The sequence below is a fragment of the Paenibacillus sp. D51F genome (assembly GCF_053345695.1).
This window is the reverse complement of record NZ_JBKFAO010000010.1, coordinates 124,208-144,777: the sequence shown is the minus strand read 5'-3', so window position 1 is coordinate 144,777 and position 20,570 is coordinate 124,208. Positions and strand designations below refer to the sequence as shown.

Genomic DNA, 20,570 nt, shown 5'->3' with positions numbered 1-20,570 from the left:
CTCCGCTCCGGCGCGCGGGGCAGGCGCGGCTAGGCCGCCTGCGGGCCGCCCCGCCGCCGCTCGGCCCGCCCAGGGCGGGGCGAAGCCGCCCGGCCCTGGCACAGCCAGCCCTGGCACAGCCAGCCCCGGCACAGCCAGCCCTGGCACAGCCGGCCCTGGCACAGCCAGCCCTGGCACAACCGGCCCCCGCCGCGCAGCCGCGGCTCCTGTCGAGCGGCGAAGCGCAGCCGCCCCTCGCGGAGCTCAGCGGCTGTACGTCAAAATCGCGGCGGACCGGGAGCATCCCGCCGCCCTGGAGCGCCTCAAGGCGCTGCTGGCCGACCATCCGGGTCCGCTGAGTACCGTGCTCTTCTACGAGAGCGAGGGCAGGACAATCGCGCTCAGCGAGCGCTACAAGATCAAGCCTTCTCCCGAACTCGTTGGCGGAATCGAAGGCTTGCTCGGCAAAGGCTCCGCTGTCGTCAAATAACAGCCGGCCCTAGCCGGCTGCTCCGGCGCTTCCAAGCGTCTCCTTCAAAAGGCCGTTCCCGCTGCTGGAGGGGGAACGGCCTTTTCAAATGGATTGCAGACGGAGCCGCTGTTTTTCGAGGAGAAAGCAGATTGAGCGGATAGCGGTTATGGGTCGGCATTACGATGCTTGCCTCGACCAGGCGATGTATTCGCCCGCAAGCGATCCGTATGCCTGCATTCAAGGCGCTGGCCGTGTCCCCGTTGGATTTCTCTCAGAGATAGCTCACCGGCGCCCCCATCGGCCGCTCCGTTCACCGGAATTTAACGGAACATTTCCCGGGAGACGCGCATAGAGTAGGAAACACAAGTCGTCAGGCTTGGGCTACCATGGCGGTCGAGCCGGGGCGAAGGACCAGGGAAAGAGGGGCGGCCGGCTGGCCGCGCCTCTACTCGTGTCTCCGCTTGCTGCCACCGCTCTCACGGCAATATTTGCGGGAGGGAATGTGGATGAGTTCCGAAATGGAGCGCTGGCTCGGCCGGCGCGGCGTAACCGTGGATGATGTGGCGTCAATCGTGCTTTCCCTGCAGCGTCCCTACAATCCTCTGCTCACGATGGAGGAATGCACGGAAAGCGTACGCACGGTGCTGGGCAAGCGGGAGGTCCAGTACGTGTTTTACACGGGCATCGCCTTGGATGAGCTGGCGGAGCGGAAGCTGCTGCCGCATCCTTTGCAGGTCATCATGGAGAAGGACGAATCGCTCTACGGCGTCGACGAGACGCTGGCGATGGGCATAACGAACGTATATGGAATGATCGGCTTGACCAGCTTCGGGTATCTCGACAAGGTCAAACCCGGCATCATCAGCCATCTGAACGACAAGACGACAGGCAAGGTCCACGTCTTCCTGGACGATCTCGTAGCGGGACTGGCAGCCGCCGCTTCCGCCCGAATCGCCCATCAGGATCCCAAGGCGCTGCGCTACAGCGCCTTGGACGGGAGCGAAACCTCGGATTGAAAAAGAGGGATTCCGCATGCCGGGGACGAATGTACCTGCTGAAGCTCCGGCATGTTCCTTCAGGTCCGTGCGCCGCGAGGCGCCGGAATGCCTGGTGCAAGCCGGACGAACAGAGATCCTTCGGTTTCGCCGCAGGCTTCTCGGCATGTTCCTTAAGACGTTATCTTCCCCTTCCTCTAGGGACGGAGGACAAGCCTGGCAAGGCCATGGCCGACGCAGAAATACTCCTTCCGACCCTTTTCCAACCCTCAATCCGGGCTGAACGCGCCGATCCGACAGTCCTGTTTCTTGCGGGAAATTATTTTCCTATGCTATGATTGTGAGATCATATGGCCTGTTTCCGGAATATCAGGAGGTACCTTTCATGTGGACGGTCATCTACATCGCGCCTACCGCGAGAATCGCGGAGAGGATTCAAAAACGGCTGACGGAAGAAGGCTTTCTCGTACAGACACGTCCGATAAACATGTCCAAGCAGCAATACGAGATTCTCGTTCCGTCCGGAGAGCTGGAGGAAGTCCAGGAGGTCCTGAGCTCCATTCTTCATTCGTGATGGCCGGTTCGACTATACTTTAGCGTCTTGAGAGGTGTCACTCGTGTTCAAGGACTTATTTCATAAACGCAAATACGCGACCGTTCCGTCGGAACGTGAGCGCAGCGACAGCCAGGAGCGTCCCAAACGGGACATTCCCGAAGGGCTGATGAACAAGTGTCCCAAGTGTGGGAGTATTCAATTCAGCAAGGAACTGGAGAAAAACCTGAAAGTATGTCCGTCATGCGGGCATCATTTCCGGCTCAGCGCCTGGGAGCGTATCGGAATGACGCTCGATGACGGACGTTTGTCTGAATTCGACGCCGATATGATTTCCGAGGATCCGCTGGAGTTCCCGGGCTACGCGCCCAAGCTGGAGACCCAGAAGAAAAACTCCGGCCTGAAGGATGCTGTCGTCACGGGCACCGGCGAGATCGGCGGATTCCCTGTCGTCGTCGCGGTCATGAGCTTCGACTTCTTCAGCGGCAGCATGGGCTCGGTCGTCGGGGAGAAGATCACCCGCGCCATCGAGCAGGCGCATGAGCGCAGGCTGCCTTTGCTCATCTTCTCCACCTCGGGCGGAGCCCGGATGCAGGAGAGCATTTTGAGCCTGATGCAGATGGCCAAGACGAGCGCCGCTCTGGCCAAGTTCCAGTCGGCCGGAGGCCTCTACATCTCCGTCATGACCGATCCGACCACCGGCGGCGTCACGGCCAGCTTCGCGAGCCTCGGCGACTACAATCTGGCCGAGCCCGGCGCCCTGATCGGCTTCGCAGGCCGGATCGTCATCGAACAGACGATCCGCCAGAAGCTGCCGGACAATTTCCAGACGGCGGAATTCAATCTGCAGCACGGTCAGCTGGACCGCGTCGTCCACCGCAAGGACATGAAATCGACGCTGACCCGCGTGCTGGACATGCATGCCCCTGTGAAGGAGGAGACAGCCCATGGCGTCTGAATTGCCTTTTGAGAAGCCGCTCGGCGACCTTCGCCGCAAAATCCAGGAGCTGAAAGGGCTCAGCCAGGATACGGGCATCGACTTCACCGACGAGATCGCCCGTCTGGAAGCCCGCTGCAAGCAGCTGGAGGACGAGATGTACAGCGAGCTCAGCGCTGCCCAGAAGATGCATCTGGCCCGCCATCATCAGCGTCCGACCTCGCTCGACTTCATCCATGACATCTTCACGGATTTCCTGGAGCTGCACGGCGACCGGCTGTTCGCGGACGATCTCGCGATCGTCGGCGGCCTGGCCAAGCTGAACGGCGTGCCGGTGACGGTCATCGGCCACCAGCGCGGCAAGGATACGAAGGACAACATCGCCCGCTTCTTCGGCAGTCCCCATCCGGAGGGCTTCCGCAAGGCGCTGAGGCTGATGCACCAGGCCGACAAGTTCAAGCGGCCGATCATCACCTTCATCGACACGAAGGGCGCTTACCCCGGCAATACGGCCGAGGAACGCGGCCAGTCGGAGGCGATCGCGCGCAACCTGCGGGAGATGGCTCTGCTCGGCGTGCCGGTCATCTGTGTCGTCATCGGTGAAGGCGGCAGCGGCGGAGCTTTGGCGCTGGGCGTCGGCAACCGCGTCCTGATGCTGGAAAATGCCATCTACTCCGTCATTTCTCCCAACGGCGCCGCGTCCATTCTCTGGAAGGATGCTTCCAAGGCGGACCAGGCAGCCGAAGCGATGAAAATCACGGCGAAGGACCTGCTGTCGTTCGGCATCATCGAAGAAATCGTGCCCGAGCCCAAGGGAGGCGCGCACCGCGGCCAGGCGGAGCAGTCGGCGTTCATCAAGGATGCCCTGTGGCGCCATCTGCAGGAGCTGTCGCTTCTGACCTCGGAGCAGCTGGTGGAAGACCGCTACGCGAAGTTCCGCAAGATCGGACGATTCGCATTCGCGCCGTCGGCTTCGGCCGTCGAAGGACCGCAGGGGCACGAGCCCCAGGCCGGAGGCGACTCGCAGGAGCGCTTCAGCGGCGAGGCTGCGGTCGAGACCGGAGCTGCTCCGGTCGAAGCAGACGCGTCGGAGGCGGGAGAGACCTCTCCCTCCGCCGCTGCCGAAGCTGCGCGGATCCATTAAGAGAACCAGCTCACCAGGCAATGACGGGCGCTGCCGCCTCGGCAGCGCCCGGAGCCATGTCCGCATGCACAGGTCATCACCGGGAATCTAGTTCCCGCGGGCCAGGCCAAGCTTCAAAAGCCATGTCTATATTTCTGCCGATTGTGGTAGAATGATTGATAGTGTTCACAAGCAAGCTATATTGATGGAGGAATTCATACTCATGCGCAAAACAAAAATCGTCTGCACCATCGGCCCGTCCAGCGAGTCTCTGGAAAATACCAAGAAACTGATTCTGGCCGGCATGAACGTCGCCCGCCTGAACTTCTCCCACGGTGATTTCGAGGAGCATGGAGCGCGTATCACCAACATCCGCCAGGCATCCGCGGAGCTAGGCAAGACGGTTGCGATCCTGCTCGACACCAAGGGTCCTGAGATCCGCTTGGGCAAGCTGAAGGAAGAGCCGATCGAGCTTCTCCAGGACGACTATATCGTGCTGACGACGGAGGAAATTCTCGGAGACCGCCACCGGATTCCGGTTACCTATAAAAATCTCCCTGCCGACCTGCAAGTCGGCTCCACGGTGCTCATCGACGACGGCCTCATCGGCCTCACCGTCGTCGACATCCAGGGCACGGAGATCAACTGCCGCATCGTCAACAGCGGCCAGATCAAGAGCAAGAAGGGCGTCAACGTGCCAGGCGTACATATCTCCTTGCCGGGCATCACCGAGAAGGACTCGAACGACATCGTCTTCGGCATCGAGCAAGGCGTCGATTTCATCGCCGCTTCCTTCGTGCGCAAGGCTTCCGACGTGCTTGAGATCCGCGAGCTGCTGGAGCGCCACAACGCGAGCCACATCCAGATCATTTCCAAGATCGAGAACCAGCAGGGCGTGGACAACCTCGACGAGATTCTCGAAGTGTCCGACGGCCTGATGGTCGCGCGCGGCGACCTCGGCGTGGAGATTCCGGCCGAGGAAGTGCCTCTCGTTCAGAAGAACATGATCCAAAAGGCCAACCTGGCCGGCAAGCCGGTCATCACGGCGACGCAGATGCTGGATTCCATGCAGCGCAATCCGCGTCCGACGCGCGCCGAGGCGAGCGACGTGGCCAACGCGATCTTCGACGGCACGGACGCGATCATGCTCTCCGGCGAGACAGCTGCAGGCAAATATCCGATGGAATCCGTCCTGACGATGTCCCGCATCGCCGAGCGCGCGGAATCCGCCCTGGACTACCGCGAAATTCTGGTCAAGCAGGCGAACGCTCAACAGACGTCCGTCACGGAAGCGATCAGCCAGGCTGTCGCCAACTCCGCCCTGGATCTTCAGGCCAAAGCGATCGTTTCGTCCACGGAAAGCGGTTATACGGCCCGCATGGTATCCAAATACCGTCCCAAGGCTCCGATCATCGCAGTTACGACGGATGAGCGCATCATGCGCCGCCTTGCGCTGACCTGGGGAGTCATCCCGGCCAAAGGAGCGAACGCCGACACGACAGACGAAATGTTCAACATCGCCGTCGAAGGCGCGCTCAACACCGGCCTTGTGAGCCTCGGCGATACGATCGTCATTACGGCCGGCGTTCCTGTCGGACGCGCCGGAACGACGAACCTGATCAAGGTTCACCATATCGGCGAGCTCGTGGCCAAAGGCCAAGGCATCGGCAGCCAGACGGCAACCGGCAAAATCGTTCTCGCCCGCACGCCGGAAGAAGCGATCGCCAAAACGAAGCCAGGCTCCATCCTCGTCACCGTATCGACCGACAAGGACTACATGCCTGCCATCGAGAAAGCTGCGGCGATCCTGACGGTTACAGGCGGCATCACGAGCCATGCGGCTGTCGTCGGCCTCAATCTCGGCATTCCGGCAGTCATCGGCATCGAAGACGCCTTCGAGCTGTTCCAGGACGGCATGGAAGTGACCGTGTACGGAGAGATGGGCGTAATTTACACCGGACAATCCCAAGTCCTCTAAAGCGGTCCGTCATCCGAGAGGTCCGGCCGCTCGGGACGACCAGATAGAGCTGTGCAGGCCGCATCCGCGCCCTTCCGACCCGCGAGGGAACGGGAGGGGCGGCGCGTTTTGCGCGGCTCTTTCTTTTTGCAGACCATGCCGGCAAGCGGATTCAGAAAGGATGGCAAGAGCATGAAATCTGAAGCTGAGGCTTGGCATCTTCATCCGATTCGGGTGAGATACAAGGAAACGGATGCCATGGGCATCGTCTTCCATACGAACTATATGGTCTGGTTCGAGATCGGCCGCACCGAGCTGATCCGCTCAGCCGGATATCCGTACCGGCGGATCGAGGATGAAGGGCTGCTGCTGCCGGTCGTGGACATCGATTGTTCCTTTCATTCCCCGGCACGTTACGATGACTGCCTTCTGATCTGTACCCGGGTGGAGAGCTATACGCCGATGAGAATGGCTTTCCGCACGCAGATCCGCCGTCTTCCGGTCGAGCCGGGCGACCCGATCCCGAACGGGTATCCCCCGATCGAGGCGGATGCAGCCGGAGCCGGATTGCCCGGCGAGCTGCTGGTGTCCGGAGGGACGCGCCATGTGTGGGTCGGCAAGGATTTCAAGCCTGCCAGACTGGATAGGCGGCTTCCCGAGTTGTACGCTATTCTGAAGCAGCATGCGGGCGAACCGGCCCGGAAAGGGGCGAATCGATGAACAAAGCCAGGCAATGGGGATTCATGCAGAGGTTCATGCTCGGGAGTGCGGCTTATATCGTGGCGGAGGTCATCGTCATCATGCTCGTGTCCCGCTGGATCGGAGGCGCCGGCGTGGTGCTGCTGATGGCCGGGACGGCGGTGCTCGGGGGCGTGCTTGCCCGTACCCGCGGACGCAAGGCGTGGGAGGAAATGAGGCTGCGGATGGGCAGGGGAGAGCCGCCGGGCCATGCGCTTCTCGACGGGCTGTGCATCCTTGGGGGCGGCTTGCTGCTTTTGCTGCCGGGCTTTATCGGGGACATTGTCGGATTGACGATGCTGCTGCCGTTCACGAGAGGCTTTTACCGGGCCAGGCTGTACCGGCTGCTGGAACGCCTATTCCGCGGAGGCGGCGGAGGGAAATTCTTCATTATCGGCCGCTGAGCCGGGGACGTGCATTCAAAAAGATGGGCATTTACCGTCCCTTTACAGCATCTTAATATAGAAGAAACAGTTGCGCCGCATAATAGGGACAACGAGCAAGGAGGCTTCTGACCGATGACAAAAGCATTGTCCCCCTATGTGAACCGGGACCTCAGCTGGATCGAATTCAACCGGAGGGTTCTGGGCGAAGCCCAGGACGCCTCGACGCCTCTCCTCGAAAGAGCGAAGTTTCTCGCTATTGTATCGAGCAATCTGGATGAATTCACGAGCGTGAGGATGGCCGGCATCCAGGACCAGCTCAAGGCCGGGTATGCCAAGGTCGATTTTACCGGCTACACCCCCCAGGGACTGTGGAAAAGACTGATCAAGCGCACCGGACAGATGGTGGCCGAGCAGTACCGGACTTACCGCGAAGTGATGCGGGGACTGTCCCGCGAAGGAATCGGATTCAAGGAAATGGGCGATCTGAGCGCCTCCCAGGAAGCGGCCGTGGACGACTATTTCCGGACGATCGTCTTTCCCGTACTGACGCCGATGGCGGTCGACCAGAGCCGGCCTTTCCCGCTGCTGCATACCCGCGAGCTGTATTTGGCCGTCCTGCTCAAGGACGACAGCGTGGACAGCGAAGCCGATCCTTATTTCGCGATCGTGCAGGTGCCGTCGATTTTGCCGCGCTTCGTGCCGGTGCCGTCGCGGGGCAACAGCAAGAAGATGGAATACGTGCTGCTGGAAGACCTGATTCAAGCCCATATCCATACGCTGTTCAACGGATACATACCTTTTGCCGTCCACTCGTTCCGCCTGATCCGCAACGCCGACTTGACGCTCAACGAGGAAGGCGCGGAGGATCTGCTGGAAGAGATCGAGAAGGAGCTGCGCCGCCGCCGCTGGGGCATGCCGGTTCGGCTGGAGGTCGAGGAAGGCTTCCATCCGTATGCGTTGGAGCTGCTCAAGGAGGAGCTCGAGATCGAGGATCATATTCTGGAAATCGGAGGTCCGCTTGATCTCGGCTTCCTCATGAAGTTTTCCTCCTCGCTGCAGATCAGGGACAGCCTGCGCTTCCCGAGGCTGGAGCCGATCTATCCGCCGGAGCTCGAGGAGGACGACAGCCTGTTCGACGCCATCCGGCGCCGGGACGTGCTGCTGCATCATCCGTACGAATCGTTCGAGCCGATTGCCGACTTCGTGCAGCAGGCAGCGGAGGACCCGAACGTGCTTGCCGTCAAGATGACCCTGTACCGCGTCAGCGGCCAGTCCGAAATCGTGCGGGCGCTCGCGGCGGCGGCCGAATCCGGCAAGCAGGTGACCGTCGTCGTCGAGCTGAAGGCCAGGTTCGACGAGGAGCGCAATATCGCTTGGGCCCGGCAGCTGGAGAAGGCGGGCTGCCATGTCGTCTACGGCCTCGTCGGGCTCAAGACGCATGCGAAGATTCTGCTCGTCGTGCGCCGGGAAGACGGGATGCTGCGCCGCTACGTCCATGTCGGAACGGGCAACTACAACGACAGCACGGCCAAGGCGTATACGGATGTAGGCCTGTTCACCTGCCATCCCGTCATCGGCGCCGATGCCTCGGCGCTGTTCAACGAGATGACAGGGTATTCCTCCCCTTATGAGTGGCAGGCATTCGCCGTCGCGCCGACCGATCTGATGGATAAGCTGTTCCGCCTGATCGACCGGGAGAAGGAGCATGCTTTGGCAGGGCGCGGCGGTTATATCGCGGCCAAGATGAATTCCTTGTCCAATCAGGAAATGATCGACAAGCTGTACGAAGCTTCCCAGGCCGGCGTCAAAATCGACCTCATCGTCCGCGGCGTCTGCTGCTTGCGGCCGAGCGTGGAGGGGCTTAGCGGGAATATCCGCGTCTTCAGCCTGATCGACAGGCATCTGGAGCATTCGCGGCTGCTCTATGTACGCAACGGCGGGGACGAGGAAGTGTACCTGTCCAGCGCCGACTGGATGACGCGCAACCTGACGCGCCGGATCGAGCTGATGTGCCCGGTATTCGACGCCAACCTGAGGGACAGCCTGGTTGCGATGCTGGAGCTCATTCTGAGCGACAACGTCAAGCTCCGCGAGCTCAAGCCGTCAGGGAGCTACGAGAAAGTGCCCGATGCGGACCGGCCTCCTTTGCGGAGCCAGTTCGTCGCGGAGAAGATCTCTTCCTGGAAGCAGCCGGGCACGGACGATGCCGGCATGATTCATTCCTAGTCCCCATTTCTTTCGTCCCAAAAGAAAGAGCCGTCCCGGATCGAAGCGGGGCGGCTGTTTCGGTATTGGAGAGGATTCGGCTCTTGTGCAAGAGAAGGAGCGCTGCTTTTTCATCCCCTTGATCGAAGATGCCGGAAAATCGGTCAGCGGATGATGGACAGCGTAGGGGTCAGGCCCCATATCTTGGCGAATTCCCGTCCGCCGTCCTCGATTTCCTGGCTTTCCAGCGCCAGCGAGCCGGAAGGGCGGATCGCCTGCAGCTGCAAGGACGAGCCCTTGATGGAGATGTCGAGACGGCTGACCGGCTGCGTCTCGCTCCGGTCGAGCGTGGCGGCCAGCTGGAGGAGCGAGCCGAGCAGCGCGGCCGCTTCGGCATCGCTGTCCTGAAGGAGGGACGCAAAGGGCTCAAGCTGGGACTTCAGGCGGCTGCGGCCGTGGAAGGAGGCGACAGCGGCCGTCAGGACGTTCTCGCGATGCGTCATGCCGTTCAGGCTGCAGTTGGTGAGCAGGTAGAACGTATGCTTCGGATAGGCCGCATGGTCGATCGAGGCGCCGATCCGGTACAGGATGGAAGCCGCGTCGAGCACGACCGCCGCCCTCCCGCCGAGCGCCAGCAGGCTGGACGCCGCCTGCGTGTCCTTGAGGCTGTCCAGCAGCTCCAGCGACAGCCGGTTGACCTGATTGACGTGGGCAAGCGGAGCTTCGGGATAGAGGGCGTACGTATTGCTCACGCTGTAGCCGAGCACGTCGTCGAGCCGCGGCCGGTCGGGGAACTGGGAGGCGAAGAACAGCCCGTCCCGCAGCCCTGCCGCGCATACCCGGTACTCGGTCGCTCCGGTCAGCCTGCGGAACAGCATCAGAACGGCCAGTCCGGGCAGGATGAGGTCGACCCTGTCCTTGGACAGTCCGGGAAATTTGCGCCTTTTGTCCATCGGCATCTCCCGCAGCGTGGCGAACAGACGGTCCGCGTCTTCGGAAGGCATGGAATAGTTATGGGTTTGCGGGAAAGGATATTTCCGCACCGCTTGGTGGATCTTCGCCAAGGAGCGGATCGTCCCGCCGACGCCGACCATCGGGAGGCCGGGAGACCAGGCGAGCCAAGGCTCCTTGCCTGCTGCTGCGGTTACCTCGGCTTCCAGCGCCTTCAGCCCTTCATCGTCCAGCATGCCTCCCTTGAGGAAGCGGCGGGAGAGGCTGACGCAGCCGAACGGGAAGGAAACGCTCTGGACGAGCGTACGGTCGCGGAACAGGGATATTTCCGTACTGCCTCCCCCGATGTCGATGAGGAAGCCGTTCTGGATATCCATCGTGTTGACCATGCCGAGAAAACCGCAGGAGGCTTCCTGCTCGCCCGGAAGCAGCTCGACCTGCAGGCCGGTTTCGGCGTTCAGCACGGCGATGACCTCCTCTCCGTTGGCCGCATTGCGGAGGGCGGCCGTCGCTACCGCGCGGATCGTTCCCGTCCGGTGGTGGGCGCAGATCAGGCGGAAGTGGCCGAGAATCTCGACCAGCTCCCGCGTCGTGGCTTCATCGATCGTACCGTCCGCGGTTATTCTCGAGCTGAGCCTCGCCGGCCGCTTGCTGCCGTCGATGACGCGATGCGCTCCCGAAGCCGTCTGCTCGTAGACGACGAGGCGGATGGAGTTGGAGCCGATGTCGATGATGCCGGTTCTCTGCTCGTTCATGACCTTATCCTCCTTGAAGCTGCCGGTCGGAACCGGCGGCATAGTCAGTCCAGTGTACCATTTCGGCGGCCGGCCTTTCCAATCGCAGCTGCAAAAAGGCGGCAGGAAAGGAAATTGTTCAGCAACAAGATAATTCTATGATACCGATAAAGCAATTTTATGTCGCAACAAGTTGGATTCGGAAGCAAAATTCGTTATGATAATAAGGACGACTGATTCATTCGGGTTTTCGTGGATCTCTTCCAGCCTCTTATCACACTGCCGAGGCGCAGCATGAAGGCGCTGCCAAGATGCGGACTTCCGTCCTGCATCTGTAATCCCATGTCCGCATACTACTATTCGCCCTGCCACCCAGGCCGAAGCCAAAGGAGAGATAACTATGACAGCTACCAAAGGACTTGAAGGCATCGTAGCCACAACCTCGTCCATCAGCTCCATCATCGACGGCGTGCTGACTTACCGCGGCATCGACATCGACGATCTCGCTGAGAACGCAACCTTTGAAGAAGTGGCCTACCTGCTCTGGTACGGCAAGCTTCCGACCGCATCCGAGCTGGAGCAGCTTAAATCCAAGCTGGATCAATATGCCGCGATCCCTTCCGAAGTCGTGGAAGGCATCAAGCTGTATCCGAAGGATACGAACTCCATGGCTGCTCTCCGCACCGCGGTCTCTTCGCTGGCGCTGTATGATCCTGCCGCCCAGGATATGTCCAAGGAAGCCAACGTAGACAAAGCGATCCGCCTGCAGGCTCAGCTGCCGACGGTCATCGCGGCTTTTGCGCGCATCCGGGAAGGCAAGGAGCCCGTCGCTCCCAAGGCCGGCCTGTCCGTCGCCGCCAACTTCCTCTACATGCTCTCCGGCGACGAGCCGGACGAAGTCGCCGTCAAGGCGCTTGATCAGGCTCTCGTTCTCCATGCGGACCACGAGCTCAACGCTTCGACGTTCGCAGCCCGCGTCACGGTCGCCACGCTGTCCGACATCTACTCCGGCGTCGTGTCCGCCATTGGCGCGCTGAAGGGACCTTTGCACGGAGGCGCCAACGAAGCCGTCATGGTCATGCTCGAGGAGATCGGATCCCCGGACAACGTGGAATCCGTCATCAACGAGAAGCTCGCCAACAAAGAGAAGATCATGGGCTTCGGGCATCGCGTCTACAAAAACGGCGACCCGCGCGCCAAGCATCTTCAGAAAATGTCGCAGGAGCTCGGCAAGCTGAAGGGCAACATGGACCTGTACAACATGTCCGTGCACATCGAAGACATCGTGACGGGACAGAAGGGCCTGAAGCCGAACGTGGATTTCTATTCCGCTTCCGTCTATACGACCCTCGGCATCCAGCGCGACCTGTTCACCCCGATCTTCGCGATCAGCCGCCTGTCCGGCTGGACGGCGCATATTCTCGAGCAGTATGATAATAACCGACTGATCCGCCCTCGCGCGGAATACACCGGTCCATCGAACGCCAAGTTCATTCCGATCGACCAGCGCTGATTCATGGGCCCATGCCCCGGCCCGTCGCCGGGGCAGGCTTCATGCGCCTTGGTCCTTGCCTTGGACGAGCCGCATATGGACGGGCATCATAGCAAGACCGCAATCATATCAGAGGAGGAATACCCACTCATGCCGCAACTCGAAAAATTCGCGCTTCCGACTGAAGGCGAGCAAATTACGATTCAAGACGGAAAGCTGCAGGTTCCAAGCAACCCGATCGTTCCTTTCATCGAAGGCGACGGCACCGGCCGCGACATCTGGCGCGCATCCAAGCGCGTGCTTGACGCCGCTGTTGAGAAAGCTTATAAAGGCGAGAAGAAAATCGCCTGGTACGAAGTGTTCGCCGGCGAAAAAGCGTTCAACCAATACGGCGAATGGCTTCCTGCCGATACGCTGACTGCGATCCGTGAATACATCGTCGCGATCAAAGGTCCTCTGACGACGCCGATCGGCGGCGGCATCCGCTCCCTGAACGTCGCTCTCCGCCAAGAGCTCGACCTGTACGTCTGCCTGCGCCCTGTGCGCTACTTCGACGGCGTGCCTTCCCCGGTGAAGCGTCCTGAGCTCGTGGACATGGTCATCTTCCGCGAGAACACGGAAGACATCTATGCCGGCATCGAGTACCAAGAAGGAACGGACGCTGTGAAGAAGGTCCTGTCCTTCCTGCAGAACGAGATGGGCGTCAACAAGATCCGCTTCCCGGAAACTTCCGGCATCGGCATCAAGCCGGTATCGGCTGAAGGCTCCAAGCGCCTGGTGCGCGCTGCGATCGAATACGCGATCGAGCATGGCCGCAAATCCGTGACGCTGGTCCACAAGGGCAACATCATGAAATTCACCGAGGGAGCCTTCAAGAACTGGGGCTACGAAGTGGCTGAAGCCGAGTTCGGCGACAAAGTATTTACTTGGGATCAATACGACCGCATCAAGGAAGAGCAAGGAACGGATGCGGCCAACAAAGCACAGGAAGAAGCTCTCGCAGCCGGCAAAATCCTCGTGAAGGACGCCATCGCCGACATCGCCCTCCAACAAGTGCTGACCCGTCCGACCGACTTCGACGTCATCGCGACGCTGAACCTGAACGGCGATTACCTCTCCGACGCCCTCGCTGCCCAAGTCGGCGGCATCGGCATCGCTCCAGGCGCCAACATCAACTACCTGACGGGCCACGCCATCTTCGAAGCTACGCACGGCACGGCTCCGAAGTATGCCGACAAAGACGTCGTGAACCCTGGTTCCGTCATCCTGTCGGGCGTCATGATGCTCGAACACCTCGGCTGGCAGGAAGCTGCCGACCTCATCTACAAAGGCATGGAAGCTTCGATCAACAACAAAACGGTTACGTACGACTTCGCCCGCCTGATGGAAGGCGCAAAAGAAGTCAAATGCTCCGAGTTCGCGGATCAAGTCATCGCCAACATGTAATACTTACCAGAGCCCGCTTCGGCGGGCTTTTCCACTCTTCCGGCGGCATTTCGGCCAGCGGCAAGCGTCGATCTGCAAGCGGCGATGATGGTTGCGACGAGTTGGCGTCATAGTTCGACATTCCAATCCGATGGAGGTTATTCAGATGGCAATTAAGCGCAATAAGATCACGGTTGTAGGCGCAGGCTTCACCGGAGCGACGACCGCTCTCATGCTGGCTCAAAAGGAGCTGGGCGACGTCGTTCTCGTCGACATTCCGCAGCTCGAGAACCCGACGAAGGGCAAGTCGCTCGACATGCTCCAAGCTTCCCCGGTTCAAGGCTTCGATGCCAACATCATCGGCACGTCCAACTATGACGATACGAAGGATTCCGACATCGTCATCATCACGGCAGGCATCGCCCGCAAGCCGGGCATGAGCCGCGACGATCTCGTGAACACGAATGCCGGCATCGTCCGTTCCGTATGCGAGAACATCAAGGTATCGAGCCCGAACGCCTATGTCATCATCCTCTCCAACCCGGTAGACGCGATGACCTACGCGGCCTTCGAGACGCTTGGCTTTCCGAAAAACCGCGTCATCGGCCAATCGGGCGTGCTCGATACGGCCCGCTACTGCACGTTCATCGCGCAAGAGCTGAACGTATCGGTCGAAGACGTGCGCGGCTTCGTGCTCGGCGGACACGGCGACGACATGGTTCCGCTCGTCCGCTACTCCAATGTGGGCGGCATTCCGATCGAGAAGCTGATTCCGGCCGACCGCATCGAGGCGATCGTGCAGCGCACCCGCGTCGGCGGCGGCGAAATCGTAGGCCTGCTCGGCAACGGCAGCGCATATTATGCTCCGGCGGCATCGCTCGTGCAAATGACCGAAGCGATCCTGAAGGACAAAAAACGCATCCTGCCGGTAATCGCCCTGCTGGAAGGCGAATACGGCTATGACGGCCTCTTCCTCGGCGTGCCTGCGATTCTCGGCGGCGACGGCATCGAGAAAGTATTCGAGCTTGAGCTGACGGCTGAAGAAAAAGCGGCGCTCGACAAATCCGCCGAGTCCGTGCGCAACGTCGTGAAGGTTGTAGCCGGCACGAACGCGTAAGCGGGACTCGTCGCGGGTCGGATCCGGAACAATATCCTGGGGCCTTCGGGTTCCGGGATTTTTTCTTTTGTGAACCCGCTCCGGCGGCGGATCGCACGGAGTCTATTGCATTCGTACCCTCTCGAATGAGAGAATTTTTAAGAGGATCCGAATTCAGGTAAGGTCTTAAACCGGTATCGATCCTCCGAAGCATATATAACACGCGAGAACCGGCTGAAGGAGGCTGAAGATGGAAGAGGAATCCTTGATTACGCATGAAGAATATTTGACATCCGCGGAGCTTTTCCGCTCGGCATTCCCGACATTTGCGGCAGAGGTGGAGAGAGTGGAGGCCCGGCGAGGCCGGCTGAACGACTTCCAGCTGATGCAGGCGGTGAGCAAGGCGACCGACAGCATCGTCATCCTCGGCTGGAACTGCCGCAAGACGGTCGCCGCCATGTTCGACGTCTACGCCGAAATCTATCGCCGCGAGGGCAGGGAAGCGGCCGACAAGTGGGTGGAAGCGACCTTCGGAGTTTCCTACTCGCCGGAGGCGGGCGAGATCAGGCAAAGCTTGCTGGAAGCGATGGACAGGGTCCACATCCTCATCAAGGCCAAGGAAGCGGAGCTGCAGCTGCTGTACCGGGAGCTGCACGAGCTGAGGACAAGGCTTGAAGAGCCGCAGGCAGACATGAATGCGGCTGCTGACGAGGAGGAATAGATGGCGGTGGCGGAAGCCGCGGCATCCAAGAAGGAAGGCTCCTGCCCGCCATTCATGAAAAGAGGAGCAATGGAGCGGTTCGGGTCGTCCCCGAGGGACAGCGGGCGTTGATCGGGCGGCAAAGGACCGCGCGGTCCGCCTGTTTGCTGATTCCGCAGAATTCCGCAGCTGGTCGATCTTCCCGGCAGAGCGGCATGCGGCGGGTCCATGCTATAATAGACTTCACCGATAGAATCAAAAGGTTGGACTGGCCGGGAGGTCTTTATGAGTACAGCTGCTGGGCAGATACGGTCAGAAGGCGGTTTTCGCACGCATACCGCCGGCATAGACATCGGCACGACCTCGCTCGCCGTGACGATCTGGGATGCGTCATCGGGGCTTGCCGTGCACACCGCGACCGCGCCGAACCGGGCATGGCTTCCGGCGGAGCATCCGTGGGAAAAGCTTCAGGATCCGGAGCTGATCGCGAGCGATGCCGCAGAGCTGCTGGAGCAGTGCCGGCCTTGGCGCGGCAAGCTCGCCGGAATAGGGATTTCCTCACAGATGCACGGCGTGCTCTATGCAGATGGGCATGGAAGAGCGGTCAGTCCATTGTATACGTGGCAGGACGCGCGAGGAGGAAGGGCTCGGGCGGGGGAAGGAGCGGGAGGAGAGTCCCATGCCTCCATGCTGTCCCGCCTGTCGGGAAGCAGCGTCTACAGCGGTTATGGATCGGCTACGCACAGCTATAATAGGGAAAATGGGCTGGTTCCGGACGGAGCGGCCTGGCTGTGCACGATCGGCGATTATGTGGCGATGAGGCTGTGCGGAGCCCGCGAGCCTGTCATGGACGCCACTCAGGCCGCCGCGGTCGGCTTGTTCGAGCTGGAGTCGGGCAGCTTCGACGCTGCCGCCATCATCAGAGCAGACATGGATCCTTCCATGTTCCCTCGAGTCGCAGCTGCCGCGGAGGAAGCGGCAGTCGGCAGTACGCATGACGGCATACCGGTCTATGCGGCCATCGGCGACAGCCAGGCGGGTTTCATCGGCGGCGCCGGCATCATGAGGGGGACGCTGCTCGTTACGATCGGCACGGGAGCCCAGATCGCGCTCTACAGCGAGGAGCGGGTATCGGCGGCAGGGCTGGAATCAAGGCCGATGCCGGGCGGAGGGTGGCTTCTGACAGGCGCGGCTCTCGCGGGAGGCAAGAGCTACGAGCTGCTGGAGCGCTTCCTGCGGGAAGCGGCGGAGCTGGCCGGAGGCGTTGTGCCGGAGCGGTTGTACAGCCGCATGAATGAAGCGGCCGAAGCCGAGCTGGACCGGCTGGAACGGGAAGGAATCAAGCCGGAGCTGACCGTCTCGCCGTTATGGCTCGGAAGCCGGAGCGATCCGGAGGTCTCCGGCAGCATAACCGGAATCCGCGAGGGCGGCTTCACGGTGCCGGGCTTGATCGCCGGATTTCTGCTGGGAACGATCGACGAGCTGCTGGGCATGCTCGCTCCGCTGCCTGCCGGCCTGCGTGCGGGCATCGTCCGCATCGCAGGCACGGGCAACGGAATCCGGCGCAATCCGGCCATGCGGAGGCTGCTTGCCGCAAGGACCGGCTTGACGCTCCGGACGGCGGCGATGGCAGAAGAAAGCGCCGCCGGTGCCGCGCTGCATGCGGCCGTTTACTGTGGACTGTACCGCAACCATGAACAAGCGATGCTCGCCGCCGGCAATGCCGGAGGGGAGCTTGAAGAATAACAGCATTGCCGCGCCGTCGGGGACGGCGCAAGAAGGGGGTTCATCCATGATTATGCTGGAGGAAGCGCGCGATTTGCTGAAGCGCGTCTACGGCTATGATTCTTTCCGTCAGGGACAGGAGGATATCATCGCGGCCATAACGGGAGGCAGCGACACGCTGGCGATTCTGCCTACCGGCGGCGGCAAGTCGGTCTGCTACCAGATTCCGGCGATGCTGCTTGCCGGCACGACGATTGTCGTGTCGCCGCTCATCTCCCTCATGAAGGACCAGGTCGACGCTCTGCGCAGGGTCGGCGTTCCTGCCGCCTTTCTGAACAGCTCTCTTGGCGCGGCGGAATATCGAGAGGTGCTGAGGGCCGCCTTGAACGGCGAATACAAGCTGCTTTACGTGGCTCCGGAGCGGCTCGATGCTCCCATGTTCGGGGAGCTGTCCGAGCGGATGCGCATTCCGCTCATCGCGATCGACGAGGCTCACTGCGTGTCCCAGTGGGGACATGACTTCCGCCCGAGCTACCGGCAGCTGGCCGGCTGGATCACACGGATGGAAGACCGTCCGCTCGTAGCCGCCTTCACGGCGACGGCGACGCCGGAAGTCTCGCGCGATATCGCGGACATGCTCGCCCTGCGCGATCCGAGCATCTTCATCAACGGCTTCGCGAGGGAGAACCTGTCCCTGTCGGTCGTTGCCGGCGCCGACAAGAAACGGTTCCTGACCCGCTTCCTCCAGGAGCGCCCGGATCAGTCCGGCATCATCTATGCCGCGACGCGCAAGGAGACGGAGGCCGTCCACGCGGAGCTGCTGCGCCAGGGCATTCCCGCCGGCAAATATCATGGCGGCCTTGGCGACGAGGAGCGCGCCGATGCGCAGGAGAAGTTCCGCTTCGACGAGACGCGCGTCATGGTCGCCACCAATGCCTTCGGCATGGGCATCGACAAGCCCAACGTCCGCTTCGTCCTGCATTGGCAGATGCCCGGCGACCTGGAGTCCTACTACCAGGAAGCGGGACGCGCCGGACGCGACGGCGAGGAGAGCGAATGCCTCCTTCTGTTCGAGCCGCAGGATGTCCAGATCCAGCGCTTTCTCATCGAGCAGGGAGCGGGCGATGACGGACGCAAGAGCGTGCAGCTGTCCAAGCTCTATTCGATGATGAACTACGCGCGTACGGAGCGCTGCCTGCAGCAGTTCATCGTCGACTATTTCGGCGAGAAAGGCGTGCAGCCCTGCGGCAAATGCGCCAACTGCCTCGACAAGAGCGAGCGGCTGGACATGACCTCCGAGGCCCAGAAGGCGCTCAGCTGCGTCGGCCGCATGAAAGGGCGCTTCGGCGTCGCGATGGCGGCCAAGGTGCTGAAGGGCTCCCGCGACAAGAAGATCATCCAGTTCGGGCTTGACCGGCTCTCCACCTACGGCCTCATGAGGGAATGGCCGGAGAAGGAAGTCTCCGACTGGCTCTACTGGCTCGTCGCCGAAGGCTACCTCCGCATGAGCGAGGGCCAGTATCCGACGGTGTCGCTGACGGCGGAGGCGCTGCCGGTGCTCGAGGGCAGTAAGACGGTCGTGCGCCGCAAGATCACGACGGTCCGCAAGGCCGCCCAGAGCGGCGGTGGCGAGTCCTCGCCGCTGTTTGAGGCGCTGCGCGACTGGCGCCGGGCAGCTGCTGCCCGCGAAGGCGTGCCGCCGTTCATGCTCTTCTTCGACGCGACGCTGCGCGAGCTGGCGGCGGCCCGGCCGTCGTCGATGGACGAGCTGATGAGCGTGAAGGGAATCGGCGCTGCGAAGGCGGGCAAGTACGGCGAGGAGCTGCTCGCGATCACGGCGGGAGCGGCCGCGGATCTCTCCGGAGAGCAGGATCTGTTCAGCCAGGCTGGAAGCGTGCAGCCGCCATCCGCCTCCGCCAGGCGGAGCGGCGATGCAGCTTCCGGCGGAGCGGGCAGCCATGCCGCCACCTACGACCTGTTCGCGGCCGGCAAGGACGTGGAGGAAATCGCGCAGGAGCGCGGTCTCAGCCGCGTGACGGTGGAGAACCATCTCATGCGCTGCGCGGACGAGGGCGCCGAGCTGGAGTGGAGCCGGATCATTCCCGAGGAGCAGGAGCCGCTCATCCTCGAAGCCGTGCAGCGGCTTGGCGGCGACAAGCTGCGTCCGCTCAAGGACGCCCTGCCGCCGGAGGTGGACTATTTCGCCATCCATGGCGTGCTCCGCAAGCATGGCATCAGCAGAAGCTAGCATAGCCGGCATGCATGCCGATCGGCACGCGGAAGCTTCGCATCGTCGAGAGCCGGAAGCGGTTATAGCGGCAAGGCGGCGGCAGAAGAGAAGGCTCGGCACGAAAAGAGCAGTCCGGAAGGGGCGGAAGCCTTGGCGGACTGCTCTTTTTGATGGACAATGCAGCGGGTGTCCCCTGAAAAGCCGATCGCCATGGCTCTGATATTCTGAATCCGGAGCTGAAAGGATCGGCGGAATGGAAGGATGAAATCCGGAAACGGCTGTGCGGGATGCGAGAAAGAGAAGAAAATAAAAGCCAGAGCAAGCGATGAGGCGTTTTATGCGCTTTTTCGCAGGTTAGTTTTGTAAAGCGAACATTGATTTAGTATACTGGACGATAGATAGGCCAAGGAGGTAAATAAATGAATTCGATCATGATTTTTCTGCATGTGCTCGGAGCGGGAGGAGTCGGCTTCTACCTGATTCTTCCGTTCCTCGTGGGCCGTGCATCCCGCCTCGCGGGAGCGGGACAGCAAGGGCTGGCCGAAGGGCTGATCGCCGGCAATCGGGTCGCTCAGTATTTCCTGATCCTGCAATTCCTGACGGGCGGTTATTTGATCTCTCAGGCGGATTACACCGTGCTTTGGATGGTCGTGGTCATCGTGCTGTTCCTCGCCATCGCGGCGCTCGGCGGCATCCAGACCAAACCGCTGAAGAGAATCGTCAGCCAGATCCAGGCAGGCCAGAGCGCTACGGAGGAGATCGGCAAAGTACGCATGTTCAGCTTCATTCTGCTCGTTCTTTATATCGTGACGCTTTACCTGATGGTGAATCCTTTCTACAAATGATTCAGCCGTCGGCCTGACCATGCCTGA

16 protein-coding genes and 1 pseudogene are annotated in these 20,570 nt (G+C 61.3%); 16 read left to right on the top strand and 1 reads right to left on the bottom strand.

All coding sequences use genetic code 11. From position 1 onward, the window contains the following. The 9 genes and pseudogenes from ACLBWT_RS18100 to ppk1 all read left to right on the top strand — a co-directional run. Window positions 1-469 (top strand): annotated as a pseudogene (locus ACLBWT_RS18100) (DNA polymerase III subunit alpha); the annotation flags it as partial. 488 nt (window positions 470-957) lie between these two features. Further along, entirely contained in the window at window positions 958-1,467 is a 510-nt protein-coding gene (locus ACLBWT_RS18095) for a phosphatidylglycerophosphatase A family protein (protein WP_447664524.1), read from the top strand. Between the two features lie 364 nt (window positions 1,468-1,831). After that, window positions 1,832-2,020, top strand: coding sequence for a glutamate decarboxylase (locus tag ACLBWT_RS18090; protein ID WP_048749077.1), 189 nt, complete (start codon window positions 1,832-1,834; stop codon window positions 2,018-2,020). A 43-nt stretch (window positions 2,021-2,063) separates the two neighbouring features. Continuing rightward, a complete protein-coding gene (accD, locus tag ACLBWT_RS18085; RefSeq protein WP_447664523.1) occupies window positions 2,064-2,957 on the top strand; it encodes an acetyl-CoA carboxylase, carboxyltransferase subunit beta in 894 nt (297 codons plus the stop codon). Further along, on the top strand, window positions 2,947-4,080 hold the full coding sequence (locus ACLBWT_RS18080; RefSeq protein ID WP_447664522.1) for an acetyl-CoA carboxylase carboxyltransferase subunit alpha: 1,134 nt from the start codon (window positions 2,947-2,949) through the stop codon (window positions 4,078-4,080). Before accD ends, ACLBWT_RS18080 begins: the two co-directional genes overlap by 11 nt. Window positions 4,081-4,282: 202 nt before the next feature. Beyond that, the gene (gene pyk, locus ACLBWT_RS18075; protein ID WP_447664521.1) at window positions 4,283-6,037 is read left to right on the top strand and encodes a pyruvate kinase; all 1,755 of its coding nucleotides are present in this window, start codon (window positions 4,283-4,285) and stop codon (window positions 6,035-6,037) included. A 171-nt stretch (window positions 6,038-6,208) separates the two neighbouring features. After that, the gene (locus ACLBWT_RS18070; protein WP_447664520.1) at window positions 6,209-6,736 is read left to right on the top strand and encodes an acyl-CoA thioesterase; all 528 of its coding nucleotides are present in this window, start codon (window positions 6,209-6,211) and stop codon (window positions 6,734-6,736) included. Further along, the gene (locus ACLBWT_RS18065; RefSeq protein ID WP_447664519.1) at window positions 6,733-7,158 is read left to right on the top strand and encodes an FxsA family protein; all 426 of its coding nucleotides are present in this window, start codon (window positions 6,733-6,735) and stop codon (window positions 7,156-7,158) included. Before ACLBWT_RS18070 ends, ACLBWT_RS18065 begins: the two co-directional genes overlap by 4 nt. Window positions 7,159-7,272: 114 nt before the next feature. Beyond that, window positions 7,273-9,366: a polyphosphate kinase 1 gene (gene ppk1, locus ACLBWT_RS18060; protein WP_447664518.1), complete on the top strand. Its 2,094-nt coding sequence runs from the start codon at window positions 7,273-7,275 to the stop codon at window positions 9,364-9,366. Window positions 9,367-9,509: 143 nt separating this feature from the next. Here ppk1 and ACLBWT_RS18055 read toward each other — a convergent pair whose 3' ends face one another. Continuing rightward, the gene (locus tag ACLBWT_RS18055) at window positions 9,510-11,051 is read right to left on the bottom strand and encodes a Ppx/GppA phosphatase family protein (RefSeq protein WP_447664517.1); all 1,542 of its coding nucleotides are present in this window, start codon (window positions 11,049-11,051) and stop codon (window positions 9,510-9,512) included. Between the two features lie 379 nt (window positions 11,052-11,430). Here ACLBWT_RS18055 and citZ point away from each other — a divergent pair, with 379 nt between their 5' ends. From citZ to ACLBWT_RS18020, 7 genes are all read left to right on the top strand, one after another. Continuing rightward, complete coding sequence (gene citZ / locus ACLBWT_RS18050) at window positions 11,431-12,543, top strand: citrate synthase (protein WP_076354091.1); 1,113 nt, start codon at window positions 11,431-11,433, stop codon at window positions 12,541-12,543. Window positions 12,544-12,672: 129 nt separating this feature from the next. Then, complete coding sequence (gene icd / locus ACLBWT_RS18045; protein ID WP_076354093.1) at window positions 12,673-13,968, top strand: NADP-dependent isocitrate dehydrogenase; 1,296 nt, start codon at window positions 12,673-12,675, stop codon at window positions 13,966-13,968. 145 nt (window positions 13,969-14,113) lie between these two features. After that, complete coding sequence (gene mdh / locus ACLBWT_RS18040; RefSeq protein ID WP_048748587.1) at window positions 14,114-15,064, top strand: malate dehydrogenase; 951 nt, start codon at window positions 14,114-14,116, stop codon at window positions 15,062-15,064. Between the two features lie 229 nt (window positions 15,065-15,293). Further along, entirely contained in the window at window positions 15,294-15,764 is a 471-nt protein-coding gene (locus ACLBWT_RS18035; protein ID WP_447664516.1) for a hypothetical protein, read from the top strand. Window positions 15,765-16,028: 264 nt separating this feature from the next. After that, window positions 16,029-17,489 (top strand): sedoheptulokinase, encoded by a 1,461-nt coding sequence (locus ACLBWT_RS18030; protein ID WP_447664515.1) that lies wholly within the window; start codon window positions 16,029-16,031, stop codon window positions 17,487-17,489. A gap of 52 nt (window positions 17,490-17,541) precedes the next feature. Further along, window positions 17,542-19,716, top strand: a complete 2,175-nt coding sequence (gene recQ, locus ACLBWT_RS18025; protein WP_447664525.1) for a DNA helicase RecQ — start codon at window positions 17,542-17,544, stop codon at window positions 19,714-19,716. A gap of 401 nt (window positions 19,717-20,117) precedes the next feature. After that, window positions 20,118-20,543, top strand: coding sequence for a hypothetical protein (locus tag ACLBWT_RS18020; RefSeq protein ID WP_447664514.1), 426 nt, complete (start codon window positions 20,118-20,120; stop codon window positions 20,541-20,543). Window positions 20,544-20,570: the final 27 nt, after the last annotated feature.

Bases quoted from the DNA above. Each gene is read 5' to 3' on its own strand.
- ACLBWT_RS18035 (WP_447664516.1), top strand. From the start codon at position 15,294: ATGGAAGAGGAATCCTTGATTACGCATGAAGAATATTTGACATCCGCG.
- ACLBWT_RS18020 (WP_447664514.1), top strand. From the start codon at position 20,118: ATGAATTCGATCATGATTTTTCTGCATGTGCTCGGAGCGGGAGGAGTC.
- ACLBWT_RS18065 (WP_447664519.1), top strand. From the start codon at position 6,733: ATGAACAAAGCCAGGCAATGGGGATTCATGCAGAGGTTCATGCTCGGG.
- citZ (WP_076354091.1), top strand. From the start codon at position 11,431: ATGACAGCTACCAAAGGACTTGAAGGCATCGTAGCCACAACCTCGTCC.
- mdh (WP_048748587.1), top strand. From the start codon at position 14,114: ATGGCAATTAAGCGCAATAAGATCACGGTTGTAGGCGCAGGCTTCACC.
- ACLBWT_RS18095 (WP_447664524.1), top strand. From the start codon at position 958: ATGAGTTCCGAAATGGAGCGCTGGCTCGGCCGGCGCGGCGTAACCGTG.
- ACLBWT_RS18070 (WP_447664520.1), top strand. From the start codon at position 6,209: ATGAAATCTGAAGCTGAGGCTTGGCATCTTCATCCGATTCGGGTGAGA.
- ACLBWT_RS18090 (WP_048749077.1), top strand. From the start codon at position 1,832: ATGTGGACGGTCATCTACATCGCGCCTACCGCGAGAATCGCGGAGAGG.
- ACLBWT_RS18030 (WP_447664515.1), top strand. From the start codon at position 16,029: ATGAGTACAGCTGCTGGGCAGATACGGTCAGAAGGCGGTTTTCGCACG.
- pyk (WP_447664521.1), top strand. From the start codon at position 4,283: ATGCGCAAAACAAAAATCGTCTGCACCATCGGCCCGTCCAGCGAGTCT.
- ACLBWT_RS18055 (WP_447664517.1), bottom strand. From the start codon at position 11,051: ATGAACGAGCAGAGAACCGGCATCATCGACATCGGCTCCAACTCCATC.
- ppk1 (WP_447664518.1), top strand. From the start codon at position 7,273: ATGACAAAAGCATTGTCCCCCTATGTGAACCGGGACCTCAGCTGGATC.
- icd (WP_076354093.1), top strand. From the start codon at position 12,673: ATGCCGCAACTCGAAAAATTCGCGCTTCCGACTGAAGGCGAGCAAATT.
- recQ (WP_447664525.1), top strand. From the start codon at position 17,542: ATGCTGGAGGAAGCGCGCGATTTGCTGAAGCGCGTCTACGGCTATGAT.
- ACLBWT_RS18080 (WP_447664522.1), top strand. From the start codon at position 2,947: ATGGCGTCTGAATTGCCTTTTGAGAAGCCGCTCGGCGACCTTCGCCGC.